17 protein-coding genes are annotated in these 13,671 nt (G+C 60.4%); 6 read left to right on the top strand and 11 right to left on the bottom strand.

The window, feature by feature from the left end:
- Both paaG and paaF read right to left on the bottom strand, forming a co-directional pair.
- Window positions 1–792, bottom strand: coding sequence for a 2-(1,2-epoxy-1,2-dihydrophenyl)acetyl-CoA isomerase PaaG (paaG, locus tag ACIOMO_RS05455; protein WP_401238783.1), 792 nt, complete (start codon window positions 790–792; stop codon window positions 1–3).
- 33 nt (window positions 793–825) lie between these two features.
- Complete coding sequence (gene paaF, locus ACIOMO_RS05450) at window positions 826–1,596, bottom strand: 2,3-dehydroadipyl-CoA hydratase PaaF (protein ID WP_401238781.1); 771 nt, start codon at window positions 1,594–1,596, stop codon at window positions 826–828.
- 370 nt (window positions 1,597–1,966) lie between these two features.
- On the opposite strand from paaF, the gene paaY reads away from it, so the two are divergent.
- The 3 genes from paaY to feaR all read left to right on the top strand — a co-directional run bounded on the left by paaY (window position 1,967) and on the right by feaR (window position 4,673).
- Entirely contained in the window at window positions 1,967–2,566 is a 600-nt protein-coding gene (gene paaY / locus ACIOMO_RS05445) for a phenylacetic acid degradation protein PaaY (RefSeq protein ID WP_401238778.1), read from the top strand.
- 184 nt (window positions 2,567–2,750) lie between these two features.
- A complete protein-coding gene (paaX, locus tag ACIOMO_RS05440) occupies window positions 2,751–3,674 on the top strand; it encodes a phenylacetic acid degradation operon negative regulatory protein PaaX (protein WP_008079637.1) in 924 nt (307 codons plus the stop codon).
- 84 nt (window positions 3,675–3,758) lie between these two features.
- A complete protein-coding gene (gene feaR / locus ACIOMO_RS05435; protein ID WP_400749500.1) occupies window positions 3,759–4,673 on the top strand; it encodes a transcriptional regulator FeaR in 915 nt (304 codons plus the stop codon).
- A gap of 3 nt (window positions 4,674–4,676) precedes the next feature.
- On the opposite strand, the gene ACIOMO_RS05430 is transcribed toward feaR, so the two are convergent.
- From ACIOMO_RS05430 to ACIOMO_RS05410, 5 genes are all read right to left on the bottom strand, one after another.
- Window positions 4,677–5,198, bottom strand: a complete 522-nt coding sequence (locus ACIOMO_RS05430) for a cytochrome C (protein ID WP_401238775.1) — start codon at window positions 5,196–5,198, stop codon at window positions 4,677–4,679.
- Between the two features lie 133 nt (window positions 5,199–5,331).
- Complete coding sequence (locus ACIOMO_RS05425) at window positions 5,332–5,853, bottom strand: methylamine dehydrogenase light chain (protein ID WP_008079640.1); 522 nt, start codon at window positions 5,851–5,853, stop codon at window positions 5,332–5,334.
- A 14-nt stretch (window positions 5,854–5,867) separates the two neighbouring features.
- Complete coding sequence (gene mauD, locus ACIOMO_RS05420; RefSeq protein WP_053119452.1) at window positions 5,868–6,494, bottom strand: methylamine dehydrogenase accessory protein MauD; 627 nt, start codon at window positions 6,492–6,494, stop codon at window positions 5,868–5,870.
- A gap of 3 nt (window positions 6,495–6,497) precedes the next feature.
- On the bottom strand, window positions 6,498–7,037 hold the full coding sequence (locus ACIOMO_RS05415) for a MauE/DoxX family redox-associated membrane protein (RefSeq protein ID WP_401238771.1): 540 nt from the start codon (window positions 7,035–7,037) through the stop codon (window positions 6,498–6,500).
- Between the two features lie 12 nt (window positions 7,038–7,049).
- A complete protein-coding gene (locus ACIOMO_RS05410; RefSeq protein ID WP_400645909.1) occupies window positions 7,050–8,198 on the bottom strand; it encodes an amine dehydrogenase large subunit in 1,149 nt (382 codons plus the stop codon).
- Between the two features lie 345 nt (window positions 8,199–8,543).
- On the opposite strand from ACIOMO_RS05410, the gene ACIOMO_RS05405 reads away from it, so the two are divergent.
- On the top strand, window positions 8,544–8,936 hold the full coding sequence (locus ACIOMO_RS05405; protein ID WP_401238769.1) for a c-type cytochrome: 393 nt from the start codon (window positions 8,544–8,546) through the stop codon (window positions 8,934–8,936).
- A complete protein-coding gene (locus tag ACIOMO_RS05400; protein WP_401238767.1) occupies window positions 8,933–10,423 on the top strand; it encodes an aldehyde dehydrogenase family protein in 1,491 nt (496 codons plus the stop codon). Before ACIOMO_RS05405 ends, ACIOMO_RS05400 begins: the two co-directional genes overlap by 4 nt.
- A gap of 139 nt (window positions 10,424–10,562) precedes the next feature.
- Here the strand turns inward: ACIOMO_RS05400 and ACIOMO_RS05395 are convergent, their stop codons facing one another.
- From ACIOMO_RS05395 to ACIOMO_RS05380, 4 genes are all read right to left on the bottom strand, one after another.
- Window positions 10,563–10,760 (bottom strand): helix-turn-helix transcriptional regulator, encoded by a 198-nt coding sequence (locus tag ACIOMO_RS05395; RefSeq protein WP_212549283.1) that lies wholly within the window; start codon window positions 10,758–10,760, stop codon window positions 10,563–10,565.
- Window positions 10,757–11,131, bottom strand: a complete 375-nt coding sequence (locus tag ACIOMO_RS05390) for a hypothetical protein (protein WP_401238764.1) — start codon at window positions 11,129–11,131, stop codon at window positions 10,757–10,759. Before ACIOMO_RS05390 ends, ACIOMO_RS05395 begins: the two co-directional genes overlap by 4 nt.
- A 139-nt stretch (window positions 11,132–11,270) precedes the next feature.
- Complete coding sequence (locus ACIOMO_RS05385) at window positions 11,271–11,750, bottom strand: copper chaperone PCu(A)C (protein ID WP_159814508.1); 480 nt, start codon at window positions 11,748–11,750, stop codon at window positions 11,271–11,273.
- Entirely contained in the window at window positions 11,750–12,355 is a 606-nt protein-coding gene (locus ACIOMO_RS05380; protein WP_053119469.1) for an SCO family protein, read from the bottom strand. The genes ACIOMO_RS05385 and ACIOMO_RS05380 overlap by 1 nt, the downstream gene beginning before the upstream one ends.
- Before the next feature lie 327 nt (window positions 12,356–12,682).
- Between ACIOMO_RS05380 and ACIOMO_RS05375 the strand changes: the two genes are divergently transcribed.
- Window positions 12,683–13,663: a quinone oxidoreductase family protein gene (locus tag ACIOMO_RS05375; RefSeq protein ID WP_401238761.1), complete on the top strand. Its 981-nt coding sequence runs from the start codon at window positions 12,683–12,685 to the stop codon at window positions 13,661–13,663.
- Window positions 13,664–13,671 lie beyond the last annotated feature (8 nt).

The following is a 13,671-nucleotide window of genomic DNA, read 5'->3' as shown; positions in this document are numbered from 1 at the left end:
TCAGCGACCCTTGAACGCTGGGGTGCGTTTGTCCATGAAGGCGCTGACGCCTTCGCGGTAATCCTCGCTGCGCCCGGCCAGCCGTTGCAGGTCGCGCTCCAGCTCAAGCTGTTCATCGAAGGTGTTGCTGAGGCTGGCGTTGAGGCTGCGTTTGATCAGCGCCAGACCGTAAGTCGGTTGTGTGGCCAAGTGGCGGGCGAGGGTAAGCGCTTCGTCGCGCAATTGCGCATCGTCAACGCAGCGATAGATCAGCCCCCATTGCTCGGCCTGTTCGGCGCTCAAACGGTTGCCGAGCAAGGCCAGGGCTTTGGCGCGGGCCATGCCGACCAGTCGCGGCAACGTCCAGGTGCCGCCGGAATCCGGGATCAGGCCGATTTTGCAGAACGCTTGAATGAAGCTCGCCGAACGCGCCGCCAGCACCAGATCGCAGGCCAGCGGAATGTTCGCCCCGGCCCCGGCTGCAACGCCGTTGACCGCGCAAATCACCGGCATTGGCAGATCGCGTAACTGGCGGATCAACGGGTTGTAGAAGGTTTCGATCGACACGCCGAGATCAGGCGCTTCAGTGCCTGGCGCGACGTTGCGGTCGCTGAGATCCTGACCGGCGCAGAAGCCGCGACCTTCACCGGTCAGCAGCAGCACCCGCGCTTCCGGGTTCTGCCGCACTTGCTTCAGGGCTTCCTTGACCTCCAGGTGCATGGGGGTGTTGAAGCTGTTCAGTTGCTCGGGCCGGTTGAGGCTGAGCAGGGCGACGCCGGCCTCGATGGAAAACAGGATGTGTTCGAAGTTCATGGGCAAGGCTCTCCGGGAGATCGTTCGAATCGGTTATTGGCCGCGAAACTGCGGCGCTCGCTTGTCTTGAAAGGCGCGGATGCCTTCATCGCGGTCGGCGGTGCCGGCCAGCAAGGTGAAGGCGTGGCGCTCGAAACGCAGGCCGCTGGCCAAATCGGTGTCCATCGCCTTGAGCAGCGCTTCCTTGGCCAGACGCACGGCCAATGGCGCCTTGGCGGCGATGGCGTGGGCGATCTGCACGGCGCGTTCGACGGTGAATTCCGGCTGGGTGATTTCGCTGACCAGGCCGGCGCGCAGGGCGTGGCGGGCGTCGATGGCTTCGCCGGTGAGCACCATTTGCATTGCCAGGGATTTACCCACGGCACGCAGCAATCGTTGGGTGCCACCGGCGCCGGGCATGATCCCGAGGTTGATTTCCGGCTGACCGAAACGCGCGTCTTCGCCGGCAATCAGGATGTCGGCGTGCATCGCCAATTCGCAGCCGCCGCCGAGGGCGAAGCCGTTGACGGCGGCGATCAGCGGCTTGCTGAAGCGGGTGATGGTTTGCCACGAGGCTTGGCGCGGGTCATTGAGGATGCCGACCAGATCGCGCTCGGCCATTTCCTTGATGTCGGCGCCGGCGGCGAAGGCTTTGCGGCTGCCGGTCAGCACCACGGCGCGGGTGTCGGGGTCGGTTTCGGCGGCGCTCAGTGCAGCGGCGAGTTCGCCGAGCAGTTCGGTGTTGAGGGCATTCAAGGCCTGCGGACGTTGCAGGGTGATCAGGCGCACAGCTTGCAGCTGTTCAACGGCCAGGGTTTGAGGCATGGCAAAGGCCCTCACGGAGCACGCTCGGCTAATGCCGGCTTGTTGTTGGTTCGACGTCAGGCGTCGGTTTTGCCGGAGTATAGGCTTAACGTGATACGTAAATGCAAGATTGAAATGAGATTAACGTGTCTCAAATGGAAGGTTGTGGAATTTGCTACAGCTCGTTGGTTCTTGGTTGGAGTTAAGTAACTGATTGAAATAACGCGAATATTGGTAGGTTTTGTGGGATCGGGATTGCCGATGAACGGTGTTAGACAAAAGCGATACGCTTTTCTCTCTTCACTGCATCGAAATGATGTGATACAAATCAAGCCTGTTTACGCATCGCTTTGCGTATCTCACCGCACAACGTCCACCAAAGGAGCCTGCGATGACCTGTTACAGCCTTGATGGACTGACCCCGGTGGTTGACCCTTCGGCTTATGTGCATCCGTCAGCGGTATTGATCGGCGACGTGATCATCGGCCCGCATTGTTATGTCGGGCCGCTGGCCAGTTTGCGCGGCGACTTCGGCCGCATCGTGCTGGAGGAGGGCGCTAACTTGCAGGACACCTGCGTGATGCACGGCTTCCCCGACAGCGACACGGTGGTCGAGCGCAACGGCCATATTGGCCACGGCGCGGTGTTGCACGGTTGCCGGATCGGCGCTGATGCGCTGGTCGGGATGAATGCGGTGGTGATGGATAACGCACGAATTGGCGCACGCTCCTTTATCTCGGCGGCGGCGTTCGTCAAAGCAGGATTTGAATGCCCGGAGCAGTCATTGGTGATGGGCGCACCGGCGAGTATCAAGCGCGTATTGAGTGATCAGGAAGTGGCGTGGAAACAAGCCGGCACTCGCGAGTACCAGGCGCTGGCCCAGCGCTGCCTGACACAGATGCAGGTGTGCGAACCGCTGAGCGAGCCTGAAGCGAATCGCCCGCGGATCAGTGACAGTGGCTTGCGCCCAAAAGCATCTCAATCCCAGTGAGATCAGGTCTTTCTGTGGTTGCAGGACTTTGTGGTGAGGGGATTTATCCCCGACGGGCTGCGAAGCGGCCCCAAAAGCCGGGACTGCTGCGCAGTCCATCGGGGATAAATCCCCTCGCCACAGGGTTCACTCATAAAGGTTTTGATTCGGTATATTCCATTCTTTTTTTCAACCCGGTACGCCCATGTCATCGCTGACACCTTTGAACCACCTCATCACCCGTTTCCAGGAGCAGACGCCGATCCGCGCCAGTTCCTTGATCATTACGCTGTACGGGGATGCCATCGAACCCCACGGCGGCACGGTGTGGCTGGGCAGTCTGATCCAGTTGCTCGAACCGATCGGCATCAACGAACGGCTGATCCGTACTTCGATTTTTCGCCTGACCAAAGAAGGCTGGCTGACCGCCGAGAAAGTCGGCCGCCGCAGCTACTACAGCCTCACCGGCACCGGGCGCCGGCGCTTCGATAAGGCCTTCAAGCGCGTGTACAGCTCAACCGTGCCGGCGTGGGATGGTTCGTGGTGCCTGGCGATGCTCACGCAATTGAGCCAGGACAAGCGCAAGCAAGTGCGCGAAGAACTCGAGTGGCAAGGTTTTGGTGCGATTTCTCCGGCCGTACTGGCGTGCCCGCGCAGTGATCGCGCCGACGTCAACGCGACGTTGCAAGACCTCGGCGCGCTCGAAGACACCATCGTTTTCGAAACCACCGCGCAAGACGTATTGGCCTCCAAAGCCCTGCGTGCACAGGTGCGCGAGAGCTGGAACATCGAGGAACTGGCGGCGCATTACAGCGAGTTCATCCAATTGTTCCGACCGCTCTGGCAAGCACTGCGCGAGCAGGAAAACCTGCTGCCGGCCGACTGCTTCATGGCACGTCTTCTGCTTATTCATGAATACCGCAAACTGCTGCTGCGCGACCCGCAACTGCCTGACGAATTGCTCCCCGGCGATTGGGAAGGCCGCGCCGCCCGCCAGCTTTGCCGCAACATTTACCGATTGATCTACGCCAAGGCCGAAGAGTGGCTGAACACTGCGCTGGAAACCGCGGACGGGCCGTTGCCGGATGTCGGCGAGAGTTTCTATCGACGTTTTGGCGGCTTGAAATAAGCGCCACAACGAAGGAGCCGCACTGTTCAGGAAGAACGCTTGGATTGACGTAGATAATAAAAACAAGCCTGCGTGAGGCCAGACATGATTTCTTCAACTGCACAACGCCGTGACGGCTTCGATCAATGGATCCATCAGATCAATCAGATCTGTGGCGCCTTCAACGCGCAAACCCTCGGCGCCGATTTCTCCGGGCGCATTCGCGAGTACCAAAGCGGTGCGCTCAAGCTGAGTTTTGTCGACGCCTGCCAGGCGCGCCTGTATCGCACGCCGACGGAAATCGCTGCCGGCGAGGGCGGTAAATATTTTGCCGTGTTCCAGCTCGAAGGCTCGGCGGGCATGGCCCAGGGCGACAACAAAGCCTTGCTCTCGGCGGGCGACATCACCCTGATCGACGCCTCGCGCCCGAGCGATTTCACTTACCACGAAAACTCGCGGCAACTGTCGCTGATCCTGCCGACGCATCTGGTCGAGAAGACCTTGCGCTTCAATCAGGTCAAGTGCGGCCACCGCATCCCGGCGAGTTCGCCGATGGCCATGCTCTCGCACCATTTAATTCTCGACGCGACGCGGCAGAAGAACCTCAGCCTCAGCGAAAGCGAAGCGACGCTGGAGGCGATTGTCAGCCTGCTGCGCCCGGCGATCAGCCACAGCGAAGATTGCAGCGATCTGCATGAACGGATCTTTCAGAAGACCCTGGCGTGCATCGACGAGCACATTCGCTGCGAAGAACTCTGTCCGGAGTGGCTGGCGCGGGAAGTCGGCATGTCGGTGCGCGGGCTGTACCGGATCTTTGCAAAAAAGGGTTTGGTGGTGGCGCGCTACATCAAGAATCGGCGGCTGGATTTGTGTGCCGAATCGCTGCGTCAATCCGGGGCTGAGCAGAAGCTCTCGGTGCTCGGTTATTCCTGGGGCTTTTCCGATTCGAGCCATTTTTCCACGGCATTCAAATCACGTTTCGGCATTGCGCCGGGTGAGTACCGCAGGCAGCACGCCTGAGGCTCAGTAGTGCATGCCGTCATCGATGGCGATGCCTTGCGCGCGCATGGCTTTGATCAGCTCCGCGCGGGTGCCGGGCAGGTTGAGCATGGTTTCGTGGCGCAACTGCGCAATCTCGTCAGCGCTGTACGGCTGATAGTGCGCAGGCGTGCTTTTGCCAGCCATGCCGTCCTCGCGAATCAGCCAGTTGAGCAGGTCGGCCAGTTGCGCGTTGTTCAGCGCTGATTGCGACATGCCCGGCACGCGCACCAGAAACTCCCGACCACCGGGCACCTTCAGGAAGTTGCCGACGAAACCGATCAGACGCGGCGTGTCGTTGGCGGCTGAGCCGCTGCCGTCGGGCAAGTGGCAGCCAGCGCATTGCAATTGGTAATTCACGCCGACGCTGTAACCCGCCTGGGCGATGGGCGTTTGCGGCGATTCGTTGCCCGGCGCATGCCGCTGATTGGGGTTGGGAATGGCCCGGGCGTAAACCGCTGGCGCGGCCAACACCAAAGCCAGACCCATCACGAACAAATGACGCATAACAACATCCTCAAAATTCACACAAACCCTGTAGGAGCTGCCGAAGGCTGCGATCTTTTGATCTTGATCTTGAAAAGAAAAGTCAAAAGATCGCAGCCTGCGGCAGCTCCTACAGGGGTTTTTGGTGATCAAGTCAGACGGCGACGCCGCGAATAATCGAAACCGTGCAGTGGTAGATGTGCGATTTCGCCGCCAAACACCAGTTCACGTCGTTGTTGTTGAACGGCCGGTACGCCGGCTCTTCGCTGTCGTTGCGCGTACAGGCGCACTGCGCGCAGCTCTGTTTTCCGCAGCAATCGTTGTACGAAATGATGTAATCCTTGCCGTCCGCCGGGTTGCGGCAGGTGCCGATCCAGGTCACTTGCGAGGCTTCGGTGCCGGGTGGGCACGAGGTCACCGAGCCGCCGCAGCAACTGCACAGAAAGCCGTCGATCGAGCAGTAGCGCCAGTAGTCGCAGCTGTTCGGATCACCGGGATCGCCGGCCTTGGGATTGTCCGCCGCCAGCGCCTTGCTGGTGCGATCCAGCGGCAACAGCAGCGGCAGTGCGGCGCCGGCGACCATCAGCGAGCCCATGCGCGCCAGCAATTTGCGTCGCGATGTGGTGTCGGCCACGCGGCGGGTCGAGCGCTCAAAGAGCAGATCCAGCAGTTTCATAAATGTCTCCCTGCTCAGTGGCTGTGGCTATGGCCGTGACCGTGGTCATGCGGCTGCGGCTGGCTGTTGAGGTATTCCTGCAGCGTGGCGCTGTGCAGGTGTTCGACCTCGAACAGGCTGTCGAGATGCTCACGGGAATTGACCAGACCTTTGGCACGCAAGGTGCCGGATTTGTCGATCAGCGCCGCGTACGGCAGCTTGCCGATCTGGTAGGTCATGCCGACTTCCGGGCCGACCACGTAGGTCATGTCATCGAGTTTGTGTTCGCGGATCAGCGCTTGTTGGGCATCCATGTCGCCGTCGCTGATAAACACCACGTCGAGGCGATCGGCTTGTTGTTTGGCGATGGATTTGATCGCCGGCAGCAGCGATTTGCAGATCGGGCAGGTCGGCGAGAGGAAGAACAGCAACTGGTTCTTTTCCCCGGCATAACCAAAATTGACCGGACGACCATGACGATCAGCAGCGGTCACTTGCGGCGCCGCTTCGTTGACCGCCACACCCTTATCGACCATCAGCGCACCGGCCGGAGCAATGCGCCCGTGCAGCACGCCGATCTGCCGCACCAGGCCCATCACCGCGAACGCCAGCGCAATCAGCAGCACCCACAACAGCACGTTGGAAATCATCAGACCTTGCATAAATCACCTACCAATCAATTTGAGCAGAAGAGGGGAGTTGGCCAGCAAGCCGTCGGCGGCGGCGTAGATCAACAGCGCGACAGCACTGGCGGCGACGGTGACGAAACCGTCGAAGAAACCCAGGTCGCGAACGATCGGCGTGCTGCTCGCCAGTAACGCCAGAGCCACCAACACCGCGTTGCGCGCCAGCAGCACCGGGCGCAGTGGCTGTGCCTGATCCGGCCCGGCACAGCCGCAGTCGATGTCACGCCGACCGCGCCACAGGTTGATGCCGATAGCCGCGGCGTACAGCGCGATCAACACCGCTGCGCTGACCGCTGCGATCGCGCGGCTGAATGGCACCAGCAACGCAAACGCGATAAGCAATTCCAGCAGTGGAATCACTCGGCCAATCGGCCGTACCAGCGTTTCGGGCAGCAGTTGATAGTCCGCCAGTTGCTTGGCAAACCGCCCCGGTGCGCGCAGCTTGTGCGTCGCCGCGCTGGCCAGCAGCACGGCGACGGCCAGCGCACTGGCGATGATGAAAATCGGGTCAAGGGTCATGACTGAACCTCCTCAGTAGCTCATGACTTGCGTCGCGGTTTTCGCGACTTTCGGCATGCTCGATTGAAGCTTGTTGGTGCTCAGATCGAAGACCTGCAAACCGCCCTCGACGTCAGCGCCGAGCAGCAACGGTTTGTCGTCGCCAGTGGCTTGCAGGCTCCAGACCGGCGTCGGTGCTTCGAGGGTCGCGACCTTCTTGCCGGTTTTGATATCGAAGGCCCAGATCAGCGTGCTCGGGTCTTCCCACTTCATCGCTTCGTGGGCGTCGTGCATCAACACGTACAAACGATCGAGCTTCGGTGCGACCGCCATCAACTGCCAGCCGCCGGGGGCCCAACCGGTTTTCTTTTCGGCGTCGTTGACCAGCGACCACGCCGGCAGAATCTTCGGCGCGTCGCTGGCGAAATCGACCGGGCGCACAGTGCCGGTGGTGGTGACGAAGTAGTAGGTGTCGCCGACGTTGACCGCGCGCTCGTTGAGCTTCTCGGCATTCGGGTCGAAGAACGGCGTGCGGCTGCGCGCGGTTTCCTGGCCCTGATCATTGAGGGTGACCACTTGCAGGCTGCCGTCGCCGCACAGCGAGGCGAAGCGGCGGTTGCCCACCGGGTAATTGAGCACGCAACCGGGGATGGCGATTTCGCTGCTGACCGCATGGGACTGGGTGTCGACCACGGTCACCGAGGTCGATGGGGTGAAGTTGTAGACGTACACGAAGCGGTCATCGCCGCTCGGTTTCAGGCCGTAGCGCTGGGTCAGGGATTCGGCGCGTTTGCTTGGAATCACCACTTCCCACGAGGGCGACAGCGTCGAGGTGTCCCACGCGGTGAGCACGTCGGTGCGGGTGCCGCGAGTGCCGCGCGAGTAGAACAGGTCGGCGCTGTACAGGGTTTTGCGGTCATGGCTCAGGGCCGAGGGTGCGGCAAAACCGGTCGGCACCATGCCGAGGATTTTCTTCTTGTCGGGATCGACCACGGTGACGCGGCCCATCACGAAACTTTCGAATTCGACGTCGACCACATAAGCGCGGTGCGCTTCGGGCGGGAACGCCAGCGTGGTCTGGCCGATGGTGTCGGGCGGCAGATCGGCATGGGCGCTGTTCAAGCCGAGCATCAGCAGGCTCAAGCCCAGCGCTGACGGTACGGTGATCCGGTTGGTTCGCATTGAAGGGGGACTCCCTGACTGGTGCCCTGAAAAGTGGGTGCCAGTGGATTCTGCCTCTGCGGCGAAACCGGGGAATTGCTGTGTCTGCCAAGTGCTTGTGTGTCTGTGCCAGTCGCAATTGGCAGCCTTGCCAACACGACTGGCAGGCAGGGCAAAACCTGCTTTGGCGGTAGGCCAGACAATCTCCATCAGCTCCCGTCGCCACCTATTCCTGTAGGAGCTGAGCTTGCTCGCGAAAGCGGTGTGTCAGGCAACCCCTATTCTGAATGTGCTGATGTCTTCGCGAGCAAGCTCGGCTCCTACAGGGATTGGTGTGTATTCACTGATTTTTTGGATGTGTCTTCTATGTCCCTGCTCAGATTTGCATGTGCTTCGTTGTTTTCTCTGACACTCGCCCAAGCCGCCGTTGCCGCCGATTGTGCGGCGGATTTATCCCACGGCGCACAAATTTTCAACACCGAATGCGGCGTCTGCCACGCGGTTAAAAAAGACGTCACCGGCATGATGGGGCCCAACCTCAACGGCGTGATCGGACGCAAATCCGGCGCGCTGGCAGGCTTCAGCTATTCCCAGGCGATGCGCAACAAAGACGTCACCTGGCAGGCCGAGACCATCGCCGAACTGATCACCCAACCCCAGGCCTACGTGCCCGGCACCTACATGCCCTACATGGGCCTGGCCTCGAAAGATGACCGTGAGGCCGTGGTGTGTTTCCTCAAATCCAAGGAGGCTTTATGAGCAACGTAGCAATGCTGCCGCAAGTCGCGGCGTTCATTGATCGTCGACATGGCTGCTTTATCGATGGTCAGTGGCAATTCGCTGACGGGCCGACGATTGCCGTGGTCGATCCGGCCACCGGCCAGACCTTGTGCGAAACCCTCGATGCGCCGACCGAATTGGTCGAGCGCGCGGTGCAGTCTTCGCACGCGGCGTTCAAGTCTGGCGTGTGGTCGGGGCTGCGCCCGGCCGATCGCGAGCGCATCCTGCTGAATTTCACCCGCCTGGTCGAGGAGCACGGCGAAGAGCTGGCGCAACTGGAAACCCTCAGCCAGGGCAAGTCGATCAACATGGCCCGCGCGCTGGACGTCAACGCCACGGTGGAATTCATGCGCTACATGTCGGGCTGGGCGACCAAGATCGAAGGGCAGACCTTCGACGTGTCGATTCCGCTGCCGCCGGGAACAAAATTCACCACGTTCACCCAGCGCGAACCGGTGGGTGTGGTGGTCGGCATCGTGCCGTGGAATTTTCCATTGATGATCGCCGCGTGGAAGTTGATGCCGGCGCTGGCCACCGGTTGCACGGTGCTGATCAAACCGGCGATGGAAACCCCGCTGACCGCGATGCGTCTGGCTGAACTGGCACTGGAGGCAGGTATTCCGGCAGGCGTGTTCAACGTGGTCACGGGCGGCGGCGCTTCGGTCGGCGGCGCGCTGACGGCGCATCCACTGGTGAGCAAGGTGTCGTTCACCGGTTCGACGGCGGTGGGCAAAACCGTTGGTGTCGCGTGCATGGCCAACATGACCCGTTTTGCGCTGGAACTGGGCGGCAAGAACCCGATGATTCTGCTGGCGGATGCCGATGTTGAAAAAGCCATTCAAGGCGCGATTCTCGGTGGCTTGCTGAACAACGGTCAGGTGTGCGCGGCGGCGTCGCGCTTCTATGTGCATCGTTCGATTCACGACCAGTTTGTCGAAGGTCTCGCGGCAGTGGTTTCGGCCATGCCGATTGGCGCGGGGATGAACTGCGAGGCAGCGATTAATCCGCTGGTGTCACGCAAGCAGCAACAGAGCGTGCTCAAGCACATCGAACTGGCCAAGCGTGAAGGCGCGCGAGTGGTGTGTGGCGGTGAGCTGCTGGAAGGCGAGGGTTTCTACGTGCAGCCGACGGTGCTGGCGGATGTCGATCACAGCATGGCCGTGGCCCGTGAAGAAGTGTTCGGCCCGGTGTTGGCGGTGATTGCGTTTGATGATGAGGACGCGATGATCGAGTTGGCCAATGACAATCCGTATGGTTTGGCCGCGAGTTTGTGGACGAACGATTTAAGCAAGGCAATGAACCTGGTGCCGCGTATTGAAGCGGGCACGGTGTGGGTGAATGCGCATGTGCTGCTGGATCCGGCGATGCCGTTTGGCGGGGTCAAGCAATCGGGGATGGGGCGGGAGTTTGGCAGGACGGTGATTGAGGCCTATACCGAACTAAAATCCGTGTGCATCGCCCATTGATCCCCCGTCGCACCTTTTACATTTGAAATGCATCCCCCCTGTGGGAGCGGGCTTGCTCGCGAAGGCGGTGTATCAGTTAAACAAATATCGACTGACACGACGCTTTCGCGAGCAAGCCCGCTCCCACAGGGGGCCGGTGTTAACTTTCGCGGTCGTCGAAGATGTCTTCAATGGGCATTTCGAACGCGCGGGCAATCTGGAATGCCAGCGGCAAACTCGGGTCGTAGCGTTCGTTTTCGATCGCATTGATGGTCTGCCGCGACACGTTCAAGCGTTCTGCCAGATCAACCTGCGACCACTTGCGCTCGGCGCGCAGTGCCTTCAGACGGTTTTTCATTGGTAGCGGCGTCGCGCAATCTGCAGCCCAACAATCCACATCAGACCCATCACCGGCCACACGCATGTCCACGAAATGTGCGGCGCGCCGACGTTTTCTAGAAACCCGTAACTGAACGTCAGCAGCGCCGAGGCGGCGAAGGCAAAACCGAGGGCTTCGAACTGGATGCGCAGATGCATTTCATCCATGCGCCGCATGTTGCGCACGATGGCCCAGCACATCAGGCCTGCCGGAATGATCGGGGTCAGGGCCACCACGGATCGCAGAAAAATGTTGGCGTCCAGCAGGGATTGGCTGGCGATCAGGGAAAGGCTCAACACCAGCACGTAGAGAACTGATGCGGCGCCCATTTCGAGGTAGTAGCGGTTCATTCTTCACTTCCTATGTAAAAGACCCTTTACATCCTCACCGAAGAATTTGCCGATGTAAAGCACGCTTTCCATCAGCTCAAAAAAACGGGGCGGCATGATCGTTGATCAGGCCGCCCCGCAGGTGTTTCAGTCAGTCAGATCAGTGCATTTTGCTGTGATCGTGACCTTCCATGTTGGTCAGCGAGCGAACCGGCGCTTTGACCTCGAGGGTTTCTTTCTCGCCCTTGGCGTTCTCGACGGTCAGGGTCAGCGGCACGGTTTCGCCTTCTTTCAGCTGCGCGCTCAGGCCCATCAGCATCACGTGGTAGCCGTTCGGATCAAGCTTTACGGCTTTGCCAGCCGGCAGTTCGACGAACTTCACCGGGCCCATGCTCATGACGTCATTCTTCATGGTCATTTCGTGGATCTGCACGTCTTTGGCGATCGGTGTGGCGACGCTGAGCAACTTGCTGTCGCTGTCGGCGGTAACGGTCATGAACGCGCCGCTGGCGGTCTGGGTCGGCACGGTGGCGCGAACCCACGCGTCGTCGACTTTGGTCTGCGCGGAGGCCTGAAACGCCAGGCCCATCAGCGACAGGGCAATCGCAGCACGTTTGATGTTGTTCAGAACAGGGTGCATCAGCAAACCTCCATAACGGTAAGCAAGTCTTCCGTGCATTCTTCTGCCGAAAGCGAGGTGGACAGGCCCAGGCGCAGGCCGCCACGGGAGTCGTAGACGTAACTGGTCGACGTGTGCGAGATGGTGTAGGTATCGCCGGCCGGGACTTTCTCGTAGAACACGTCGAATTCCTTGGCGGTGGCCTTGGTTTCTTCAACGGTGCCGTACAGCGCGACGAAGCTCGGGTCGAAGGCTTTCATGTAGGCGTCGAGGATTTCTGGCGTGTCACGTTCGGGGTCGAGGGTGATGAAGATCACCTGCAAACGATCGCCGTCCTTGCCCATCAGTTTCTTGATTTTCGCCGCGCGGGCGAGGGTGGTGGGGCAGACCGCCGGGCATTGCGTGAAGCCGAAGAAAATCATCGGCATCATGCCGCGAAAGCTCGACAGCGACATGGTTTCGCCGTCGGTGTTCTTCAACTTGAAAGTGCGTCCCAGGATCTTGTCGCTCAGATCTTTGCCGTACTTGTACGACAGTTCGCCGCGGGTGTCGCAGCCGGCGAGCAGGCCGAGCCCGAGTACGCCCATTCCCGCAAGCACCTTGCGGCGAGTCAACAAAGCCGTCATCTAATACCGCCTTTTGCAGCCCGCCCGTCGACAGGACGGGCGGTGGTTAACCGTAAAAGCGGCGCATGATACCAAACTGACGGCAACGACCGGCTCCGGATCGCCGTACGGCGTAGGATCTGGCGACAAAAGGTGTAAGAAAAAGTGACCGGTAGCGCGTGAGCGTCAGAGAGGGCGGCCCGTCGGACGCCTGTTTGTCTTGCCACCCGTTGTCATCAAATGAAAAGCCATTGTCGCCTGATGCGAAGCGATTGCCTGGCGCGCGACCTAGAGTCAGGTCAACGCCAATCGAGCGATACGCCCAACCTTGCAGGGAGAATAAGAAAAATGGCCAAAGCAGTGCGCTTCTACGAGTCCGGTGATCCCGACGTGCTTCGCTATGAAGATGTCGACGTTGGCAATCCCGGCCCAGGCCAAGTGCGTCTTCGTCATGTGGCGGTGGGCCTTAATTACGCCGACACCTACTTTCGCAACGGCACTTACCCGATCCCGCTGCCTAACGGCATGGGGGTTGAAGCCTCCGGTGTGGTGCAGGCCATCGGCGAGGGCGTGAGCAATGTGCGGGTGGGCGATCGTGTTACTTACACCGGGTTTCTCAACACCCTCGGCGCCTACAGCACTGAGCGTCTGATATCCGCGGCTCCGCTGATCAAACTGCCGGAAACCATCAGTTTCGAAACGGCTGCCGCGATGACCATGCGCGGGCTGACCTCGGCTTATCTGATGCGGCGTATCCACGACTTTAAAGCGGGCGACAGTATCTTGCTGCACGCTGCTGCCGGTGGCGTCGGTCTGATCGTTTCGCAGTGGGCCAAGTTGCTCGGGCTGACGGTCATCGGCACCGTCTCCACCGAGGCCAAAGGCGAAATCGCCCGTGCCCATGGCTGCGACCATGTGATCAATTACAGCCATCAGGACGTCGCGCAACAGGTTCGTGAATTGACCGACGGCGTTGGCGTCAACGTGGTGTTCGACAGTGTTGGCAAGAACACCTTCATGGGCTCGCTGGACTCGCTCAAACGTCGCGGTCTGATGGTGTGCGTCGGTACGGCTTCCGGGCCGATTCCGCCGGTCGATCCGATGTTGCTGGCAATGAAGGGCTCGCTGTTCATGACCCGCCCGGCCTTGGCTGACTACATCGCCGACCCCGAGGAAAAAGCCGCGTTGGCCGGCGAGCTGTTCGATCTGGTCGGCAGTGGCCGGATCAAGATCGAAATCAACCAGCACTACGCGTTGCAGGATGCCGTTCAGGCCCACCGTGACCTGGAATCGCGCAAGACCACCGGCTCATCGATTTTCGTCATCTGAAGGAGTCG

This window comes from Pseudomonas sp. NPDC087804 (assembly GCF_044742965.1).
GTDB lineage: Bacteria > Pseudomonadota > Gammaproteobacteria > Pseudomonadales > Pseudomonadaceae > Aquipseudomonas > Aquipseudomonas rustica.
Note: the sequence above shows the minus strand (reverse complement) of the source record. Positions and strands in the feature narration are given on the sequence as shown.

What these genes read in the sequence shown, in the direction of transcription:
- paaG (WP_401238783.1), bottom strand. Translation starts at nt 792, where the DNA reads ATGAACTTCGAACACATCCTGTTTTCCATCGAGGCCGGCGTCGCCCTG.
- paaY (WP_401238778.1), top strand. Translation starts at nt 1,967, where the DNA reads ATGACCTGTTACAGCCTTGATGGACTGACCCCGGTGGTTGACCCTTCG.
- paaX (WP_008079637.1), top strand. Translation starts at nt 2,751, where the DNA reads ATGTCATCGCTGACACCTTTGAACCACCTCATCACCCGTTTCCAGGAG.
- ACIOMO_RS05385 (WP_159814508.1), bottom strand. Translation starts at nt 11,750, where the DNA reads ATGCACCCTGTTCTGAACAACATCAAACGTGCTGCGATTGCCCTGTCG.
- ACIOMO_RS05390 (WP_401238764.1), bottom strand. Translation starts at nt 11,131, where the DNA reads ATGAACCGCTACTACCTCGAAATGGGCGCCGCATCAGTTCTCTACGTG.
- ACIOMO_RS05405 (WP_401238769.1), top strand. Translation starts at nt 8,544, where the DNA reads ATGTCCCTGCTCAGATTTGCATGTGCTTCGTTGTTTTCTCTGACACTC.
- ACIOMO_RS05430 (WP_401238775.1), bottom strand. Translation starts at nt 5,198, where the DNA reads ATGCGTCATTTGTTCGTGATGGGTCTGGCTTTGGTGTTGGCCGCGCCA.
- ACIOMO_RS05415 (WP_401238771.1), bottom strand. Translation starts at nt 7,037, where the DNA reads ATGACCCTTGACCCGATTTTCATCATCGCCAGTGCGCTGGCCGTCGCC.
- feaR (WP_400749500.1), top strand. Translation starts at nt 3,759, where the DNA reads ATGATTTCTTCAACTGCACAACGCCGTGACGGCTTCGATCAATGGATC.
- mauD (WP_053119452.1), bottom strand. Translation starts at nt 6,494, where the DNA reads ATGCAAGGTCTGATGATTTCCAACGTGCTGTTGTGGGTGCTGCTGATT.
- ACIOMO_RS05375 (WP_401238761.1), top strand. Translation starts at nt 12,683, where the DNA reads ATGGCCAAAGCAGTGCGCTTCTACGAGTCCGGTGATCCCGACGTGCTT.
- ACIOMO_RS05425 (WP_008079640.1), bottom strand. Translation starts at nt 5,853, where the DNA reads ATGAAACTGCTGGATCTGCTCTTTGAGCGCTCGACCCGCCGCGTGGCC.
- ACIOMO_RS05410 (WP_400645909.1), bottom strand. Translation starts at nt 8,198, where the DNA reads ATGCGAACCAACCGGATCACCGTACCGTCAGCGCTGGGCTTGAGCCTG.
- paaF (WP_401238781.1), bottom strand. Translation starts at nt 1,596, where the DNA reads ATGCCTCAAACCCTGGCCGTTGAACAGCTGCAAGCTGTGCGCCTGATC.
- ACIOMO_RS05400 (WP_401238767.1), top strand. Translation starts at nt 8,933, where the DNA reads ATGAGCAACGTAGCAATGCTGCCGCAAGTCGCGGCGTTCATTGATCGT.
- ACIOMO_RS05380 (WP_053119469.1), bottom strand. Translation starts at nt 12,355, where the DNA reads ATGACGGCTTTGTTGACTCGCCGCAAGGTGCTTGCGGGAATGGGCGTA.
- ACIOMO_RS05395 (WP_212549283.1), bottom strand. Translation starts at nt 10,760, where the DNA reads ATGAAAAACCGTCTGAAGGCACTGCGCGCCGAGCGCAAGTGGTCGCAG.